Source organism: Nocardiopsis deserti (assembly GCF_008638355.1).
Taxonomy (GTDB): domain Bacteria; phylum Actinomycetota; class Actinomycetes; order Streptosporangiales; family Streptosporangiaceae; genus Nocardiopsis; species Nocardiopsis alborubida.
Genome location: NZ_VWVS01000026.1, coordinates 50043 through 68288 on the forward strand (window position 1 = coordinate 50043; position 18246 = coordinate 68288).

An 18246-nucleotide genomic window follows, 5' to 3' on the forward strand; every position below is an offset into this window, starting at 1 on the left:
TGACCGGGGCCGCGCCACCCCTCAGGCTTGGATCTCATGACAGACAACGTTTCCCCTGCGGGGCACGGAGCCGAGGCCCCGCCCGGCCGGGCTCGCATCGTGGCGCTCGACGTGCTGCGGGGGTTGGCCCTGTGCGCGATCCTGGTGGCCAACGTCCAGTTGATGGCCAACGCCGCCACCGCCGTGGCGGAGCGGCCCGTGAGTGACGTGCCGGCCTGGGTCGGGCTCCCGGTCTTCTCCCTGCTGTTCGGCATCGGGTTCTCGCTGCTGCTGGACTCCGCCGTGGACCGCGCCCCGCGCCCGCGACTGGTCCTGCTGCGTCGGCTCGTGGCGCTGCTCGCGATCGGCCTCGGGCACATGCTGCTGTGGCGGGGCGACATCCTGACCGACTACGCCGTCGTCGGCCTGCTGGTGCTGCTGCCCTCGACCTGGCTGCCGCGGTGGGCCGTGGCCGCTCTCGCCGCCGCACTCGTCCCGACGGCACTCGTCGGCCCCGGGGGTGGGCCCCTGCTGATCGCCGGTCTGTTCCTGGCGGGTTCGGCACTGGTGCGGTACGGGATGGTCCAGCGGATCGAGCGATCCACCCGGGGGCCGCTCCTGGCGGGCCTGGTCTTCGCGGCGGGGGCGGCCCTCGCCCTGTGGGCGCAGGCCGACGCGCCCACCGGTCCGGGTGCCATGCAGCCGCCGCCCCCGGCGTTCATGCTGGCGGAGCTGCTGCTCACCGGGGTGTACGTGTGCGTCCTGCTGATTCTGCTCAGAACGCCGCTGAGACCGCTGCTCGTGGTCGCCTTCGCGCCGCTGGGGAGGATGGCGCTGACCAACTACCTGACCGCCACGCTCCTGGTTCGGGCTGGCACCCACGTCCTCGGCCTGCCGATCGGCCAGTCCGTGGAGACGGCGTTCCTGACCGTGGGAGCCATTCTCGCGATCCAGTTGCTGTTCTCCACCCTGTGGCTGCGCCGGTACCGCCAAGGGCCGGTCGAGTGGCTGTGGCGCTGGGCGACCTGGGCGCACCGGTCACCGCTGCGCGCCGAGGTCCGGGATCCGCGGAGAGCGCAACCCCGGTCCGCGTCCCGGCCGCCGGGCGCGTGAACCGCCGTGGGGACGGCGGACGGGCGGACCGTCCCGGGCGCCGTGCCACCAACCCCCGGGCCGCTCCGGGTGGCGGGGTGACGCCGACCACGGCGTGCGCGGGGCTCCTCGGGTAGTGTCCGGACCCGTGAGCCACGTGACCGCAGCTGACGGAACCCGCATCTGGTACGACGTCCTCGGGCAGGGCGATCCCCTCCTACTCTTCAACGGACAGTCCCTCGACCACGAGATGTGGGACGGGGTGCACACCGACCTGGCCCGGCACCACAGGGTCGTGCGGATGGACTTCCGGGGGACCGGCGGCAGTGACGCGCCCCTGGAGGAGCCCTACACCTTCGATCTGTTCGTGGACGACGCCCTCACCGTCCTGGACACCCTGGGGATCTCCCGTACGCACGTCTACGGGTTCTCCATGGGCGGGAAGGTCGCCCAGACCTTCGCGGCCACCGCACCCGGGCGTCTCGGTGCGCTCGTGCTGGGTTCCACGGCGCCGGGAGGGAGCAACGAGGTCGAACGCCCGAGGTCGGCCACCCTCGCGCTGCGCCGGGCGGGTACGGCCGAGGGGCGCGACATGATCGCCGAACTCTTCTACGGCCCCGAGTGGGCCGCCGCCCACCCTGACACGGTCACCCGAGTCCTGCCGCGCGGACCGCTGCGCGCCCAGCGCCTGCACTTCGGTGCGAGTTCGGGCTACGACGGCTGGGATCTGCTGCCCTCCGTCCAGGCGCCGACCCTGGTCGTGCACGGTGAGGACGACGTCCTCACCCCGGTCGGCAACGCCGCCCTCCTGGCGGAGCGCGTCCCCGGCGCCCGGCTGCTGGTCCTGCCCGGCATGCGCCACGGCTACCTGCACGAGGACGCGGCCAAGGCCACGCACGAGGTGCTGGACTTCCTGGCGGAGCACCCGCTTCCCGAACAGAGCTGACCGGCAGGACTGGCCAAGAGGGCTGACCGGCAGAGCTGGCCGGCAGGATCGACCAACATGACCGACCGGCAGGACCGGAGGTGGGGCCCGGGCCCCGGACGCGACCGGTCCCGCCGACCGGTTCCCCGGCCGTGCGCTACGGCGCGGGCGGCCCCGGAGGGAAGTCGCTGCGCAGCCTGTCCAGCATGCGGCGGTCGCGCTTGGTCGGCCTCCCGGCTCCCCGGTCGCGCCTGATGACGGGCGTGGTCGCCTGCGGCGGAGGCGTCGGCGTCCTGTCGGTGTAGCAGCGGGCGGCGATCGGCGCGCTCACGCGCTTCTCGATGACATGGCCCACATCGACCGTGCGCGTGGTCCCGTGCAGCCGGACGCGCACCTCGTCGCCGACCTTGACCGTGGTGGCGGGCTTGGCCGGGCGGTCGTTGACGCGCACGTGCCCGCCGCGGCAGGCCTGGGCGGCGTCCGAGCGCGTCTTGGCGAGGCGTACGGCCCACATCCAGCGGTCGACCCGGGTGCTCTCCGGGCCCGACGGCAGGGGCGCCGAGAACTCGTTCACGCCGGTTCCTTCCACTCTCCTGGGACGTTTCCCGCCACTCTAGGCGGCCACCGGTACGAAGTACTCCGAAGTCGCGCTAGAGTTGTTCATGCAGCGAGGTCCTGTGGAGCAGTTAGGAGTGCTCGCCACCCTGTCAAGGTGGAGGCCGCGGGTTCAAATCCCGTCAGGACCGCATGGTGAAGGCCCGGTGTCGTTTTCAGACACCGGGCCTTCGGCGTTCTGCGGCCGACACGGACACAGAAGGGCATGAGGGACCTTGGGTTACCGGTACGCCGTCGAGCGGACCGACCACTCGGCCCTGGCGAGCGGGCACGTGCTGCGGTCCGCACCGGGTTTTCCGGGTTTTCCGGTGCGGCTGGCCAGTGAGCTGTTCCAGCGCGCGATGGTGCACACCGGAGGGGAGGCCGTCCGCCTGTGGGACCCGTGCTGCGGCAGCGGGTACCTGGCGACGGTGCTGGGCCTGCTGCACCGGGACCTCCTCACCGGCGTCCGCGCCACCGACGTGGACGCCGAAGCGGTCGCCCTGGCCGCGCGCAACCTGCGGCTGCTGACGGCCGAGGGGCTCGCCGAACGCGAGGAGGAGCTGCGCCGCTCCGCCCGGGACTTCGGCCGCGTGGCCTTCGTGGAGCGCGCCGAGGCGGCCCGCGACCTGGCGGCGGGGCTGGCCGCGCAGGGCGGTGACCTGCCCCACGAGGCGGCCGTGGCCGACGTGTTCTCCCTGGAGGAGGGCGTGGACGCGGACCTGGTGGTGACGGACGTGCCCTACGGCGAGATGACCCGGTGGGAGGGGAACGTTCCCGGCGGCGCCGGGGAGCCGATGAGGGGGCTGCTGGCCTCCCTGGGGCGCGTGCTGCCCGATCACGCCGTCGTGGTGGTGACCGCCCGCACGCGGCGGGTCGTCCTGCCCGAGGGCGTGCGCGCGCTGGAGCGGGTGAAGGTGGGCAACCGGGCCGCGGTGCTGGTGCGCGCCCGCGACATCGCGCCCTAGTCGTACTGGCCGGAACCGTTGCTGGTGTGACACGAGGGCCCGGCGAACCTCTGTGGCCACCCAGGCAGCCGGGCCGCGGTCTCCTGTCGCGGCGCTTCGTCCACAGGCTGTGGACGACCGCTCGCACTGGCCCGCTCCGCACGTGGTCTCCGCTTCCCGGCCCCGTGTACGGTTCCCCGGAGCGGCACGGGGCCGCTGCCCCGGCGATCGGACCCGCCCCCGGCCGTCTCACCCCCGCACGTGGGCGAAGGCCCTCCACGCGTACAGGGCCACCGCCAGGGCGACCGCCGCCAGCAGTACGAAGCCCAGCGTGTAGGCGCCCGTCGCCTGGTACACCGCACCCATGAGCAGCGGCGGGAAGTAGCCGCCCAGCCCGCCGGCCGCACCCACCAGGCCCGTGACCGTGCCGACCCTCGACGGCTCCACCAGCTTGGCCACCAGTGCGAACACGGCTCCGGTGCCCAGTCCCAGCGACAGCGCGATCAGGACGAACGCCGCACCGGCGGGGAACTCCGCGGGCGGGTGCAGGGCCAGTACGACCGCGAACACGCAGGTGCCGACGAACGAGACCAGGCACACCCGCACGGGGCCGATCCGGTCCGACAGGACGCCGCCGACCGGCCGGGCGGCCACGGCGGCCACCGCGAACCCGGCGGTGCGCAGCCCCGCGGCGGTCTGCGCGTAGTCGTAGGCCAGCGTCAGCAGTGTCGGCAGGTAGGTCGAGAAGGCCACGAAGCCGCCGAAGGCGACCGCGTACAGCAGCGACGCCTGCCAGGTCGCCCGCAGCCGCACCGCCTCCCCCATGCGCGGCAGCGCGGGCTCCGTGCGCGGCCGCCACTCCGGCGAGTCCCGGCACATCAGCCACATCACCACGCCCATGGCCGCCAGCGCCGCGCACAGCAGCAGGTGGGTGGTGAACAACCCCACCGCGTCCACCAGCCAGGGGGTGAGGAAGGACGACAGGGCGGTGCCGCCCATCCCCGCGCCGAACACGCCCGTCGCGAACCCGCGCCGGTTCGCCGGGTACCAGGCGTTCACGAACGGGATGCCGACCGCGAACGACGTGCCGGCGACGCCCAGGACGAAGCCCCACAGCAGCAGCATCCCGTAGGAGTCCCCCGACACCCCCACCAGGAACGTCGGCACGATGCTCGCGAAGCACAGGACCGTGAACATCAGCCGCCCGCCGTAGCGGTCGGTCAGCGCGCCCACGGGGATGCGCCCCAGAGCCCCCACCAGCACCGGGAAGGCCACCAGGACCGAGGTCTGCGTGGGCGTCAGCCCCAGGTTCTCGGTGTAGGTGCGCGACAGGGGGCCGATGAGGTTCCACGCCCAGAAGGTGAGCGTGAACGCCGCCGTGGCCAGCGCCAGGTTGCCGCCCGCCGTGCCGCGGCGCGACACCCTTCTCCCCGATTCCGTACGCATCCGCGCACCCCTTCCTCTGCCGTTCCATGCGATTGTCACCCGATCCGGTGTGGGATGCGCCTTTTTCACGCCGGAGAAGGCATATTTGTTGGCGGAATGCAGTGGGTTCTGGCCCGGCGTCCCCGCTGGGGGCCAAGGAACGGTAAATGGGGTGTTGTCCGTATGGCGGCGGAAAGCAAAAAAGGCGGCGCGGGGAACGCCCTTCTGGCGCTGGGCAACCACCTCACCCGCTCGGAGCCGCTGGACGGCGACCGTGCCCAGGTCAGGAAGGGTGGGCGCCAGGGCGACTCCTTCTACCGCGACCGGTGGAGCCACGACCGCGTGGTCCGTTCCACGCACGGCGTGAACTGCACGGGATCGTGTTCCTGGGACGTTTACGTCAAGGACGGAATCATCACCTGGGAAACGCAGGCCACCGACTACCCCTCCGTCGGTCCGGACCGTCCGGAATACGAACCGCGCGGATGTCCGCGCGGCGCCGCCTTCTCCTGGTACACCTATTCGCCGACCCGTGTCCGCTACCCCTACGCGCGCGGCGTCCTCGTCCAGATGTACCGCGAGGCGCGCGCCCGCCTGGGCGACCCGGTGGCGGCCTGGGAGGAGATCACCACCGACCCCGACAGGCGCGCCCGCTACCAGCGGGCCCGGGGCAAGGGCGGCCTGGTCCGGATCACCTGGGACGAGGCCCTGGAGATCGCCGCCGCCGCGCACGTGCTCACCATCCGAAGGTACGGACCGGACCGCATCGCCGGGTTCTCCCCGATCCCCGCGATGTCGATGGTCTCCCACGGCGTGGGCGCGCGCTTCGTGAACCTGCTCGGCGGCTCCATGCTGTCCTTCTACGACTGGTACGCCGACCTGCCTGTCGCCTCGCCGCAGGTGTTCGGCGACCAGACCGACGTCCCCGAGTCCGGTGACTGGTGGGACGCCGCCTACCTGGTGCTGTGGGGCTCCAACGTCCCCGTCACCCGCACCCCCGACGCCCACTGGATGGCCGAGGCCCGCTACCGGGGCCAGAAGGTGGTGGTCGTCTCCCCGGACTACAGCGACGCCACCAAGTTCGCCGACGAGTGGCTGGCGCCCCACCCGGGCACGGACGGGGCCCTGGCGATGGCCATGGGGCACGTGATCCTCAAGGAGCGGTTCGTCGACCGCACCACGCCGCGCTTCGACGACTACGTGCGCCGTTACACCGACCTGCCGTTCCTGGTGGCCCTCGACAGCCGCGACGGCCGCCTCGTCCCCGACAAGTTCCTCACCGCCACCGACCTGGGGGACACGGGCGAGAACGCCGAGTGGAAGCCGGTGTTCTGGCCGGAGGGCGAGGACGCCCCCGTCGCGCCCAACGGCACCGTCGGCCACCGCTGGGGCGAGGCCGGGACCGGCCGGTGGAACCTGGACCTGGAGGGCCGCGTCCCCGCCCTCACCCTCTACGCGGAGGGCGGGGAGGCCGCCGAGGTCGCCCTGAACCGCTTCGACAACCCCGGCGGCACGGCCGAGGTCCTCACCCGCGGCGTCCCGGTCCGCAGGGTCGGCGGACGCCTCGTCACCACCGTCTTCGACCTGGTCCTGGCCCACTACGGGGTGCACCGGCACGACCTGCCCGGCACCTGGCCCACCGGCTACGACGACGCCGCCGAGCCCTGCACGCCCGCCTGGCAGGCCGAGCTCACGGGGGTCCCCGCCGACCGGGCGGCCCGCATCGCCCGCGAGTTCGCCGACACCGCGGAGGAGTCCGGCGGCCGGGCCATGATCATCCTCGGCGCGGGCACCAACCAGTGGTTCCACGGCGAGAACGCCTACCGCGCCTTCCTGTCCCTGCTGCTGCTCACCGGGTGCCAGGGCGTCAACGGCGGCGGCTGGGCCCACTACGTCGGCCAGGAGAAGTGCCGCACCTCCGCCGGGTGGGCCGCGTTCGCCTCCGCCGCGGACTGGACCCGGCCGCAGCGCTTCATGGCCGGAACCTCCTACTGGTACCTGCACACCGACCAGTGGCGCTACGACACCTACCGCGCCGACGCCCTCGCCTCGCCGCTCGGTCCGGGACGGGTGCGCGGACAGCACACCGCCGACCTGGTCGCCGCCTCCGCCCGGATGGGGTGGATGCCCTCCTACCCGACCTTCGACCGCAACCCGATCGAGCTGGGACGCGAGGCGCGCGAGCGCGGGCAGGACCCCGCGGAGTACGTCGCCGACCAGCTCCACAGCGGCGGCCTGCGCTTCGCCGCCGAGGACCCCGACGCCCCCGAGAACTGGCCCCGGGTCCTCACCGTGTGGCGGTCCAACCTGTTCGGCTCCTCGGCCAAGGGCAACGAGTACTTCCTCAAGCACCTGCTCGGCACCCGCTCCAACCTGATGGCCGAGCCCGCCGGGCCGCGGGACCGGCCCGCCGACGTCACCTGGCGCGAGGAGGTCCCCGAGGGCAAGCTCGACCTGCTGCTGTCCATCGACTTCCGGATGACCAGCACGACCCTGCTGTCCGACCTCGTGCTGCCCGCCGCGACCTGGTACGAGAAGCACGACCTGTCCACCACGGACATGCACCCCTTCGTGCACTCGTTCAACCCGGCCATCGACCCGCCCTGGGAGACCCGCACCGACTTCGACGCCTTCCACGCCCTGGCCAGGACGTTCAGCGCCCTGGCCGCCGACCACCTGGACGAGGTCACCGACCTGGTGGCCGTCCCCCACCAGCACGACACCCCCGGCGAGCTCGCCCAGCCGCACGGCGTCCCGCCGGACTGGAAGGCGGACGGCACGCGGCCCGTCCCCGGCCGGACCATGCCCGCCGTCGTGCCCGTGCGCCGCAACTACTCCGAGGTCGCGCAGAAGCTGGCCGCCCTGGGGCCGCTGGCCGAGTCCCGGGGGCTGCCGGTCAAGGGCGTGTCCTTCACCCCGGACCTGGAGGTGGAGTGGCTGCGCCAGCGCAACGGGGCCGTCCGGGGCGGGGTCGCCGACGGCCGCCCGTCCCTGGACACCGACGTCAAGGCCTGCGAGATGATCCTGGCCCTGTCCGGTACCAGCAACGGCCGTCTGGCCGCGCAGGGCTTCCGGCTCCTGGCCGAGCGCACCGGCACCGACATGGACGAGCTGATCCACCAGGCCGCGGAGCGCCGGGTGGTCTTCTCCGACGCGAGCCGGGGGCCCACGACGGTGGGCACCAGCCCGGAGTGGTCGGGCAAGGAGGCCCCCGACCGCCGGTACTCGCCGTTCACCATCAACGTCGAGCACGACAAGCCCTGGCACACCCTCACCGGCCGCCAGCACTTCTACCTCGACCACGACTGGATGCACGAGTTCGGCGAGGCCCTGCCGGTCTACCGGCCGCCGCTCGACATCAGCCGCCTGTTCGGCGAGCCGCGCCTCGGTCCGACCGGCCAGCGCGAGGTGGTCGTGCGCTACCTGACCCCGCACTCCAAGTGGTCGATCCACTCCGAGTACCAGGACAACCTGCTGCTCCAGACCCTCTCCCGCGGCGGCCCCACGATCTGGATGAGCCCCGTCGACGCCGAGGCGATCGGCGCGGCCGACAACGACTGGGTGGAGGCGGTCAACCGCAACGGCGTCGTGGTGGCGCGGCTGGTGGTCTCCCACCGGATGCCGGCCGGGACCGTGTACATGTACCACGTCCAGGAGCGCACCATCGACGTGCCCAAGTCCGAGACCACCGGCAGACGCGGCGGCATCCACAACTCGCTCACGCGCCTGCTGGTCAAGCCCACCCACCTCATCGGCGGCTACGCGCAGCTCACCTACGCCTTCAACTACCTCGGCCCGACCGGCAACCAGCGCGACGAGGTCACCGTCGTGCGCAAGCGGACCACGGAGGTGCGTTACTGATGGCACAGGCCCACGGCAGCGGGGACGGGACCGCAGGCCCAGGCGGGGAGCGGCCGATCGGCAGGGTCATGGCGCAGGTCGCCATGGTGATGAACCTGGACAAGTGCATCGGCTGCCACACGTGCTCGGTCACCTGCAAGCAGGCCTGGACCAACCGCAGCGGCGTCGAGTACGTGTGGTTCAACAACGTCGAGACGCGGCCCGGACAGGGCTATCCGCGCACCTACCAGGACCAGGAGCGCTGGAAGGGCGGCTGGGTCCTCGACGCCCGGGGGCGCCTCAAGCCCCGCGCGGGCGGTCGGCTCAAGCGGCTGTCCACCATCTTCGCCAACCCGGTGATGCCCTCCCTCCAGGACTACTACGAGCCCTGGACCTACGACTACGAGACGCTGACCAACGCGCCCCTGGGGGACGACTTCCCGGTGGCCGAGCCGCGGTCGGCGCTCACCGGCGAGCCCATGAAGGTCAGCTGGAGCGCCAACTGGGACGACGACCTCGGCGGCGGGCCCGAGCTGACCCGCCAGGACCCGATCGTGCGCAGGCTCGGCGACAAGGTGCGATTCTCCTTCGAGGAGACCTTCATGTTCTACCTGCCGCGCATCTGCGAGCACTGCCTCAACCCCTCGTGCGTGGCCGCCTGCCCCAGCGGAGCCCTGTACAAGCGGGTCGAGGACGGCATCGTCCTGGTCGACCAGGACCGCTGCCGGGGCTGGCGCATGTGCGTCACCGGCTGCCCGTACAAGAAGGTCTACTTCAACCACAAGACGGGCAAGGCCGAGAAGTGCACGTTCTGCTATCCGCGGGTGGAGGTGGGCATGCCCACCGTCTGCTCCGAGACGTGCGTGGGGCGGCTGCGCTACCTGGGCGTGGTCCTCTACGACGCCGACCGGGTCCGGGAGGCGGCGTCGGTGGCGGACGAGAGGGACCTGTACCGCGCCCAGCTCGACGTGTTCCTCGATCCCTCCGACCCCGCCGTGCGCGCCGCGGCCCGCCGCGACGGCATCCCCGACCGCTGGGTGGAGTCGGCCGTCCGCTCCCCGGTCTACGCGCTGGCCAAGCGCTTCCGGGTGGCGCTGCCGCTGCACCCGGAGTACCGCACGATGCCGATGGTCTGGTACATCCCGCCGCTGTCCCCGGTGGTGGACACGCTCTCCTCCACCGGGCACGACGGCGAGGACGCCGACAACCTCTTCGCCGCCATCGACACCCTGCGCATCCCCGTGGAGTACCTGGCCGAGCTGTTCACCGCTGGTGACACCGGCCCCGTGGACCTGGTCCTGCGGCGGCTCGCGGCCATGCGCTCCCACATGCGCCGGATCAACCTGGGCCGGGAGCGCGACGACTCCATCGCCGCCGCCGTCGGGATGACCGGCACCGAGATCGAGGACATGTACCGGCTCCTGGCCCTGGCCAAGTACGACGAGCGCTACGTCATCCCCACCGCCTACGGGGTGGACGAGGCCGACCGCGGGGTCATCGACGAGGTCGGGTGCAGCCTCGACTTCGAGGGCGGGCCGGGCATGGGCGGCATGGGCGGGGGCGTGCCCTTCGGTGAGGCCTCCGGGCAGCCCGAGGCCGCGACCGTGGAGAACTTCCACGCCCTGCGCACCCGCCAGACCAGCGACGCCCAGGCGGACACGAGCGGCCGGGTCAACCTCCTCAACTGGGACGGCAACGGCCGCCCCGCAGGGCTCTTCCCACCCCGACGGGGTGGCGACGACGACGGCGGTGGCGGCGACGCCGCACCGCGGAGGAGGGGGAGAGGATGAGCACCACCGCTGACGCCGACGGAGCTGGCGGGACGGCAGGGAGCGGCACCGGGTGGCTGGGGGCGGCGCGCACCATCCGCAGGGCGCACCGCGTGGCGGTCACCCACCAGTCCGCCTCGGTCCTGCTCGGCTATCCCGACCAGGCCTTCTTCGAACGCCTGCCGCTGGTGGCCCGCGCGGTCGCCGAGCTGCCGCGGGGAGGGGTGCGCGCGGCGCTCCAGGAGTTCTGCGACCACGCCTCCACCGCCTCCGAGCTGGAGCTGTGCGAGCACTACGTGGACGTGTTCGACCTGCGCAGGCGCAGGACCCTGCACATGACCTACTACACCGACGGCGACACCCGCCGCAGGGGGCACGCCCTGGCCGAGGTCAAGCGCGTCTACGCCGAGGCCGGGTGGCGGGTGGAGAACCGCGAGCTGCCCGACCACCTGGCGGTAATCCTGGAGTTCGCGGCCCGGGGGGACGCGCGCGCGGGCGAAGCCCTGCTGCTGCGCTTCCGGCCGGGCCTGGAGCTGATGTCGCGGACCCTGCACGACCACGGCACCCCGTACGCGCGGATCGTGGACGCGGTCCGCATGACCCTGCCCGCGCAGGATCGCGGGGACCTGGAGCTCGTGCGCAGGCTCGCGGCCCAGGGGCCGCCCGCCGAGGACGTGGGCCTGGAACCGTACGGGGTGCGGGCGCCGCTGCCGCGGACCGAGGCCCCCGGGCGCGACGGGGAGCAGCGGTGAACGGGTACGGCGCGCTGGACCTGCTGCTGTGGGGCGTCCTGCCCTACGCGGTCCTGGTCCTCGTGGTGGGCGGCCTCGTCTGGCGGTACCGGTACGACCGGTTCGGCTGGACCACCCGCTCGTCCGAGCTGTACGAGTCCAGGCTGCTGCGGATCGGCAGCCCGCTGTTCCACGTCGGCCTGCTCCTGGTGATCGGGGGCCACGCGGTGGGGCTGCTCGTGCCCGAGGGCTGGACCCGGGCGCTCGGGGTGTCCGACACCGTCTACCACGTCACCGCCCTGTCGCTCGGGCTCGTGGCGGGGGTGTGCACGCTCGGCGGGATCGCCCTGCTGATCTGGCGCCGCCGTACGACGGGCCCGGTCTTCAGCGCCACCACGCGCAACGACAAGCTCATGTACCTGGTGCTGGTCCTGGCCATCGTCACCGGGCTGGGCATGACCACCTACTTCGCCGGGGTGGAGGTGGCGGGCGGGCACACCCAGGACTACCGGCGGACGGTGTCGCCGTGGTTCCGCTCCATCTGGGTGCTCCAGCCCGACGTCGCGGCGATGTCGGGGGCCGAGGCCCCGTACAAGCTGCACGCCCTCGTGGGCCTCGGACTGTTCGCCCTGCTGCCCTTCACCCGCCTGGTGCACGCGTTCAGCGCACCGGTCGGCTACCTCTTCCGCCCCTACGTCGTCTACCGCACGCGGGACCGGTACCCGAACGCCGCCGGGCAGGCGGAGCGGCCCGCCCGCCGGGGCTGGTGAACCGGCCGCCCGGCGCGGTCCGGGCGGCCCGCGGCCCCTCCCGGCCACGGACGGTGAACGCGCGACCGGGGTGTGCGCGACGGTTATGTGTGGGAACGTGGTCATTGGCCCGCGCACACCGCGTGCGCGAACACGGGGAGTGGGAGAGAGTGCCATGGACCTGACGGTCGTCGACGTTCCGGAACGCTCGCGCTACGAGGTGAGCGCCGACGGGGCGGTGGTGGGGTTCTCCGCCTACCACCTGATCGACAAGGGCGTGTACGCCCTGCCGCACGTGGAGGTCGACTCCTCCTTCGAGGGCAAGGGGGTGGCGAGCCGCCTCATGCGCGACTCCCTGGACCACATCCGCTCGCGCGGGCTCAAGATCGTGCCGATCTGCCCGTTCGCGCAGGCCTACCTCAAGAAGAACCCGTCCTACGCGGACCTGGTCCACGAGGGCTGAGCCCGCGGGTCCGCGCGGGCTCCTCCGGGGAGGCTCCGCGGGCCGGAGGCGAATAACGGGAACATCACCATCCGGGCACGGCGTGACCCGGATGGTGATTCCGTGCACTTCACGGGTATGTGGGGGCGGTTGTCCTCCTACGGAGCAAAGGAGCCCCGCCCCGTGTTGCCTGCCGACCAAGCGCCCACCCTGGACGCGCGCCTGACCGACGCGATAGCCGCGTTCAACAACGACTTCTTCTGGTCCTGGATCCTGATCCCGCTGCTGGTGGTGGTGAGCGTCTACCTCACCATCCGGACGGGAGCCGTCCAGTTCCGGATGCTCCCGGAGATGTTCCGGGTACTCAGGAGCAAGCCCGAGACCGCCCCCGACGGGGGCAAGGCCGTCTCCTCGCTCCAGGCGTTCATGATCTCGGCCGCGGCCCGCATCGGCACGGGCAACATCGTCGGTGTGGCCGTCGCCATCTCCCTGGGCGGTCCGGGCGCCGTCTTCTGGATGTGGACGATGGCGGTCGTGGTGTGCGCGGCCAGCTTCGTCGAGTCCACGCTGGCCCAGCTCTACAAGGTCAGGGACTCCACCGGCTACCGGGGCGGTCCGGCCTACTACATGGAGAAGGGCCTGGGGCAGCGCTGGATGGGCGTGCTCTTCGCGATCGTCCTCATCCTGACCTTCCCGATGGTCTTCAACGCCGTGCAGAGCAACACCATCGCCGGCGCCGTCAGCAACTCCGCCGAGAACCTGAACGTGGACCCGGGCCTGGGGCTGTCGGCCGCGGTCGGGGTCGTGCTCGTCGCGGTCACCGCGATGGTGATCTTCGGCGGCGTCCGCAGGATCGCGCAGACCGCCCAGGCCCTGATCCCGGCCTTCGCGCTGATCTACCTGATCATGGGCGTCATCATCGTGGCGATGAACTACGAGCAGATCCCCGGGATGTTCGCGCTCATCTTCGAGCACGCCTTCGGCATTCGCGAGTTCGCCGCCGCCGGTCTGGGAACGGTGATCATCCAGGGCGTACGCCGGGGCATGTTCTCCAACGAGGCGGGCCTGGGCTCGGCTCCCAACGCCGCGGCCAGCGCCGCGGTCACCCACCCCGCCAAGCAGGGCCTGGTGCAGACCCTCGGCGTCTACTTCGACACCCTCGTGGTCTGCTCCGTCACGGCCTTCATCATCCTCGTCGGCTACCAGGGCGACTCCGGGCGCGAGCTGGAGGGCGACCTCACCCAGATCGCGGTCACCGAGGCGCTGGGCCCCTGGGCGCTGCACCTGATGACGCTGATCGTCCTCCTGGTCGCGTTCACGTCGGTGCTGGGCAACTACTACTACGGCGAGTCGAACCTGGAGTACCTGACCGCCGACCGGCGCGTCATGCTCGGCTACAAGATCGTCTTCCTCGCGGCCAGCTTCCTCGGCTCGCTGGGCTCGATCGACCTGGTCTGGACGCTGGCGGACACGACCATGGGCATGATGGCGCTGATCAACCTCGTGGCCATCACACCGCTGGCCGCGATCGCGGCGCGGGTGCTCAAGGACTACAACGACCAGCGGCGCCAGGGCATCGACCCCGTGTTCACGCGGGACCGGCTGCCGGACCTGCGCGGCGTGGAGTGCTGGGAGCCCAGGGAGAGGGAGACGGCTGCCGGGTCCGACCGGGCCTGAGGGGCGCGGGACGGAGCCGGGTCCCGTGCTCCGCCCGGCTCCCGGCCGTCCCGGGCTCCGGCCGGGGTTCTGATCCGTCCACCGGTGGGGCGGGGGGTGTACGCACCCCCCGCCCCACCGGTGTCTTCAACGGGTCATTCAGTGACAGAACCCACCAGGTAAGGCTTTTCAGTGCATCTGTGTTCTTTCGGTGACGGCGAATAATCGCTAGTGTGCTGGATCACAGTTGTGGCGGCCCGTGTGTCTCGTCGAGGGAGTCCGATGTCCATCGTCTCAATCGAGCCCGCCACCGCCGAGCGGTGGGAAGACCTGGAGAACCTGTTCGGACCGACCGGAGCCTACGGGCACTGCTGGTGCACCTTCTTCCGGAGGCGGGCCAAGGACCACACGGCCAGCACCTCCTGTGACCGCTCCCAGCGCGGTGTGGACAACAAGGAGGAGTTGCGGCGCCTGACCCTGGACGGGCGGGTGCCCGGCCTGCTCGCCTACGACGAGGACGGCCCCTGCGGGTGGGTGTCCGTGGCCCCCCGCGAGGACTTCATCCGGCTGTCGCGGTCGCGGTCCCTGCGTCCGGCCGATCCCCGTGAGCCCGGCGTGTGGTCGCTGGTCTGCTTCTGGCTCCCGCCCCGCCGGCGCAGACGCGGCCTGGGCAGCCGCCTGCTGGACGGGGCGATCGAGTACGCCAGGACCAACGGCGCCCGCGTCCTGGAGGCCTATCCGGTGGACACCGCCGGAGGCCGGGCGCCCAGCGCCGAGGTCTACACGGGAACGGTGGAGATGTTCCGGCGGGCCGGGTTCACGCTGAACAACCACCACGCGAGTGAACGCGTGGTCGCCCGTCTGGAACTCAAAACCGAGTAGCCCCGCCTCCTCTTTCCCCTTTCCCTGATCCGCCTCCCCTCCCCTGAACCCCCGCCCCCCGAACCCCCGCCCCCCATCGCAGCCCCCTTCCGGCTTCTGACAGCCCCGTCCCCCGCGGAACCCGGTGCACCCGCCGCCCCCGCTCTCCGGTCCGAACACGGGCCGCCCCCGGAGAACGGGGGGAGGGTATCCGGAACGCCCGACGGGGCTCCCGGACGCCTCCCCGTTCCCCGGGGGCGCCGCCTGAGGTCCTCGCACGTCGCGTGCGGGGGCCTTCGTCGTTTCCGGGGGTGGCGCGTTCGGCGGACATTTGACAGCACCATACCCCTGAGGGGTATGTTGAACGCATCGGAGGCCGGTCCCAGGAGGACCGGCACAGCACACATGCCCCAGGAGGCGAAATGGCTGCCACCACCACCGCTGTTTACACCGTTGACGGCATGAGCTGCGGACACTGCGTCAGCTCCGTCACCGAGGAGGTCGGCGGGGTCGCGGGGGTCACCGACGTCAAGGTCGACCTCGACAGCAAGAAGGTGACCGTCACCAGCGACGGCCCGGTCGACGACGCGTCGGTCCGCGCCGCCATCGACGAGGCCGGTTACGAGGTGCGCGGCTGACGCGCACACCGGACCCCGCGGGCCGGGCGGAGACGGCGCACAGCCGGTCCCGGACCGCGGGGGAGTTCCGGCGCGGAACAGGAGATCCGCCCGCGCCGGGCCCCGGGGCCGCCCGGCCCCGGAGCACGGAACCGTCCACGGGAACACGGGGACGTCACGGAGGACCGAGGAAGGGCTATGAGCAGCAGCGCAGCCGCGGCGGGCCGGGCCGACACCGCACCGGTCGAACTGGACATCGGCGGCATGACCTGTGCCGCATGCGCCAACCGGGTCGAGAAACGGCTCAACAAGCTCGACGGGGTCACCGCCACCGTCAACTTCGCCACCGAGAGGGCCCGCGTCTCCTTCGACGGCTCGCCCACCCCGGTGGAGGACCTCGTCGCCCAGGTCGAGAAGGCGGGCTACACCGCCACCGTGCCCCGGGCCGAACCCGAGGCGGCCGAGGGCGCCGCGGAACCCGCCGACCCCTCCCGCGCGCTGCGCGACCGGGTGATCGTCAGCGCGGTGCTGTCGGTGCCGGTCATCGCGATGGCGATGGTCCCCGCCCTGCAGTTCACCTACTGGCAGTGGGCCTCCCTGACCCTGGCGGCGCCCGTCGTCGTCTGGGGCGCGCTGCCCTTCCACGTCGCCGCCTGGAAGAACCTCAGGCTGGGCAGCGCCACCATGGACACGCTGGTCTCCCTCGGGGTGTCGGCCGCGTTCCTGTGGTCGCTGTACGCGCTGTTCCTCGGGACCGCGGGCATGCCGGGGATGACGCACCCCTTCGAGCTCACCGTCGCCCGCGGCGACGGCTCGGCCAACATCTACCTGGAGGTGGCCGCCGGGGTCACCACCTTCATCCTCCTCGGCAAGTACTTCGAGGCCCGCTCCAAGAGGCGCGCGGGCGCCGCCCTGCGCGCCCTGCTCGAACTCGGGGTCAGGGAGGCCACCGTCCTGCGCGGCGCGGACTCGCGGCAGGAGTCGGTGCCCGTGGACCGGCTCGTCGTCGGCGACCGCCTCCTCGTCCGGCCGGGGGAGAAGGTGGCCACCGACGGCGTGGTGGAGGAGGGCACCTCCGCCGTGGACATGAGCATGCTCACCGGCGAGTCGGTGCCGGTGGAGGTCGCGCCCGGCGACTCCGTGGTCGGCGCGACCGTCAACGCGGGCGGGCGCCTCGTCGTGCGCGCCACCCGGGTCGGCTCGGACACCCAGCTCGCCCAGATGGCGCGCCTGGTGGAGGAGGCCCAGAACGGCAAGGCCGAGGTCCAGCGCCTGGCCGACCGCGTCTCCGGGGTCTTCGTCCCGATCGCCATCCTCGTGGCGCTCGCCACGCTCGTCCTCTGGCTCGTGCTGGGGGCGTCCGCCCCGGCCGCCTTCACCGCCGCGGTCGCGGTGCTCATCATCGCCTGCCCGTGCGCCCTGGGCCTGGCCACGCCCATGGCCCTGATGGTGGGCACCGGTCGCGGCGCCCAGCTGGGCATCCTCATCAAGGGCCCGGAGGTGCTGGAGGACACCCGCCGCGTGGACACGGTCGTGCTGGACAAGACCGGCACCGTCACCACCGGCCGGATGACCCTGACCGGCGTGTTCACCGCGGAGGGCGAGGACGAGGAGGAGGTCCTGCGCCTGGCCGGTGCGCTGGAGGACGCCTCCGAGCACCCCATCGCGCGGGCGGTCGCCGCCGGGGCCGCCGACCGCGTGGGCGCCCTCCCGACCCCCGAGGACTTCGCCAACGCCGAGGGCCTGGGCGTGCGGGGGACCGTCGGGGGCCGTGCCGTGGCCGTCGGCCGGGTCGCGCTGCTGGAGGAGGACGGCGCCGTCCTGCCCGAGCGGCTGGCCACCGCCCTCGGGGACGCCGAGGACGGGGGCCGCACCGCCGTGGCCGTGGGCTGGGAGGGCCGCGTCCGGGGCGTGCTGGTGGTGGCCGACACCGTCAAGCCGACCAGCGCCGAGGCCGTCCGCAGGTTCCGTGAACTGGGGCTCACCCCGATCCTGCTCACCGGGGACAACCGGGCGGTGGCCCGTTCGGTGGCCGACCAGGTCGGCATCGACGAGGTGGTCGCCGAGGTCCTGCCCCGCGACAAGGTCGAGGTCGTGCAGCGGTTGCAGGGCGAGGGACGCACGGTGGCGATGGTCGGCGACGGGGTCAACGACGCCGCCGCCCTGGCCCAGGCGGATCTGGGGCTGGCGATGGGCACGGGGACGGACGTGGCCATCGAGGCCAGCGACCTGACGCTCGTGCGCGGTGACCTGCGCGCCGCCGCCGACGCCATCCGCCTCTCCCGCAGGACCCTCAGCACCATCAAGGGCAACCTGTTCTGGGCCTTCGCCTACAACGCCGCCGCGATCCCGCTGGCGGCGGCGGGGCTGCTCAACCCCATGATCGCCGGAGCCGCGATGGCCTTCTCCAGCGTCTTCGTCGTCAGCAACAGCCAGCGGCTGCGCCGGTTCCGCCCGCTGGCGCGGGACGGGGCCGCCGACCGGGCCTCCTGACCGGCGCACGGGGAAACGACGAGGGGGGAGGGGCGCGGGCCGTCCGCGTCCCTCCCCCCGGTCGTGGGGCAGGGCGCATCCCGTTCCGCCGCGCCAGGTTCGGCCGCCCCCGGTCCCACCGCGCCC

General features: G+C 72.5%; 14 protein-coding genes and 1 tRNA gene. 13 read left to right on the top strand and 2 right to left on the bottom strand.

Features of this window, described 5'->3' with window-relative positions:
* Positions 1-36: 36 nt before the first annotated feature.
* On the top strand, positions 37-1092 hold the full coding sequence (locus FYW99_RS28690) for a DUF418 domain-containing protein (RefSeq protein ID WP_223839737.1): 1056 nt from the start codon (positions 37-39) through the stop codon (positions 1090-1092).
* 115 nt (positions 1093-1207) lie between these two features.
* Positions 1208-2017: an alpha/beta fold hydrolase gene (locus FYW99_RS28695; RefSeq protein ID WP_190394849.1), complete on the top strand. Its 810-nt coding sequence runs from the start codon at positions 1208-1210 to the stop codon at positions 2015-2017.
* Positions 2018-2153: 136 nt separating this feature from the next.
* On the opposite strand, the gene FYW99_RS28700 is transcribed toward FYW99_RS28695, so the two are convergent.
* Positions 2154-2570 carry an RNA-binding S4 domain-containing protein gene (locus FYW99_RS28700; RefSeq protein ID WP_150255124.1) on the bottom strand — a complete coding sequence of 139 codons (417 nt, stop codon included), beginning with the start codon at positions 2568-2570 and terminating at the stop codon, positions 2154-2156.
* A 97-nt stretch (positions 2571-2667) separates the two neighbouring features.
* Between FYW99_RS28700 and FYW99_RS28705 the strand changes: the two genes are divergently transcribed.
* Positions 2668-2742, top strand: a tRNA-Asp gene (locus tag FYW99_RS28705).
* Positions 2743-2826: 84 nt separating this feature from the next.
* Entirely contained in the window at positions 2827-3558 is a 732-nt protein-coding gene (locus FYW99_RS28710) for an rRNA methyltransferase (RefSeq protein ID WP_150255126.1), read from the top strand.
* A 228-nt stretch (positions 3559-3786) separates the two neighbouring features.
* Here the strand turns inward: FYW99_RS28710 and FYW99_RS28715 are convergent, their stop codons facing one another.
* Positions 3787-4983 (bottom strand): MFS transporter, encoded by a 1197-nt coding sequence (locus FYW99_RS28715; RefSeq protein ID WP_150255128.1) that lies wholly within the window; start codon positions 4981-4983, stop codon positions 3787-3789.
* A gap of 162 nt (positions 4984-5145) precedes the next feature.
* Here FYW99_RS28715 and FYW99_RS28720 point away from each other — a divergent pair, with 162 nt between their 5' ends.
* The 9 genes from FYW99_RS28720 (at position 5146) to FYW99_RS28760 (ending at position 18120) form a co-directional block, all read left to right on the top strand.
* Positions 5146-8823, top strand: a complete 3678-nt coding sequence (locus FYW99_RS28720; protein ID WP_150255131.1) for a nitrate reductase subunit alpha — start codon at positions 5146-5148, stop codon at positions 8821-8823.
* On the top strand, positions 8823-10592 hold the full coding sequence (gene narH, locus FYW99_RS28725) for a nitrate reductase subunit beta (protein ID WP_150255133.1): 1770 nt from the start codon (positions 8823-8825) through the stop codon (positions 10590-10592). Before FYW99_RS28720 ends, narH begins: the two co-directional genes overlap by 1 nt.
* Positions 10589-11323 (top strand): nitrate reductase molybdenum cofactor assembly chaperone, encoded by a 735-nt coding sequence (narJ, locus tag FYW99_RS28730; RefSeq protein WP_150255136.1) that lies wholly within the window; start codon positions 10589-10591, stop codon positions 11321-11323. The genes narH and narJ overlap by 4 nt, the downstream gene beginning before the upstream one ends.
* A complete protein-coding gene (gene narI, locus FYW99_RS28735) occupies positions 11320-12072 on the top strand; it encodes a respiratory nitrate reductase subunit gamma (protein ID WP_150255138.1) in 753 nt (250 codons plus the stop codon). The genes narJ and narI overlap by 4 nt, the downstream gene beginning before the upstream one ends.
* 154 nt (positions 12073-12226) lie before the next feature.
* Entirely contained in the window at positions 12227-12514 is a 288-nt protein-coding gene (locus FYW99_RS28740) for a GNAT family N-acetyltransferase (RefSeq protein WP_061081587.1), read from the top strand.
* A gap of 162 nt (positions 12515-12676) precedes the next feature.
* Positions 12677-14170, top strand: a complete 1494-nt coding sequence (locus FYW99_RS28745; protein ID WP_150255141.1) for an alanine/glycine:cation symporter family protein — start codon at positions 12677-12679, stop codon at positions 14168-14170.
* Between the two features lie 261 nt (positions 14171-14431).
* A complete protein-coding gene (locus FYW99_RS28750) occupies positions 14432-15031 on the top strand; it encodes a GNAT family N-acetyltransferase (RefSeq protein WP_061081589.1) in 600 nt (199 codons plus the stop codon).
* A 401-nt stretch (positions 15032-15432) separates the two neighbouring features.
* Positions 15433-15648, top strand: coding sequence for a heavy-metal-associated domain-containing protein (locus FYW99_RS28755; protein ID WP_150255143.1), 216 nt, complete (start codon positions 15433-15435; stop codon positions 15646-15648).
* Between the two features lie 177 nt (positions 15649-15825).
* Positions 15826-18120 carry a heavy metal translocating P-type ATPase gene (locus tag FYW99_RS28760; RefSeq protein WP_150255145.1) on the top strand — a complete coding sequence of 765 codons (2295 nt, stop codon included), beginning with the start codon at positions 15826-15828 and terminating at the stop codon, positions 18118-18120.
* Positions 18121-18246 lie beyond the last annotated feature (126 nt).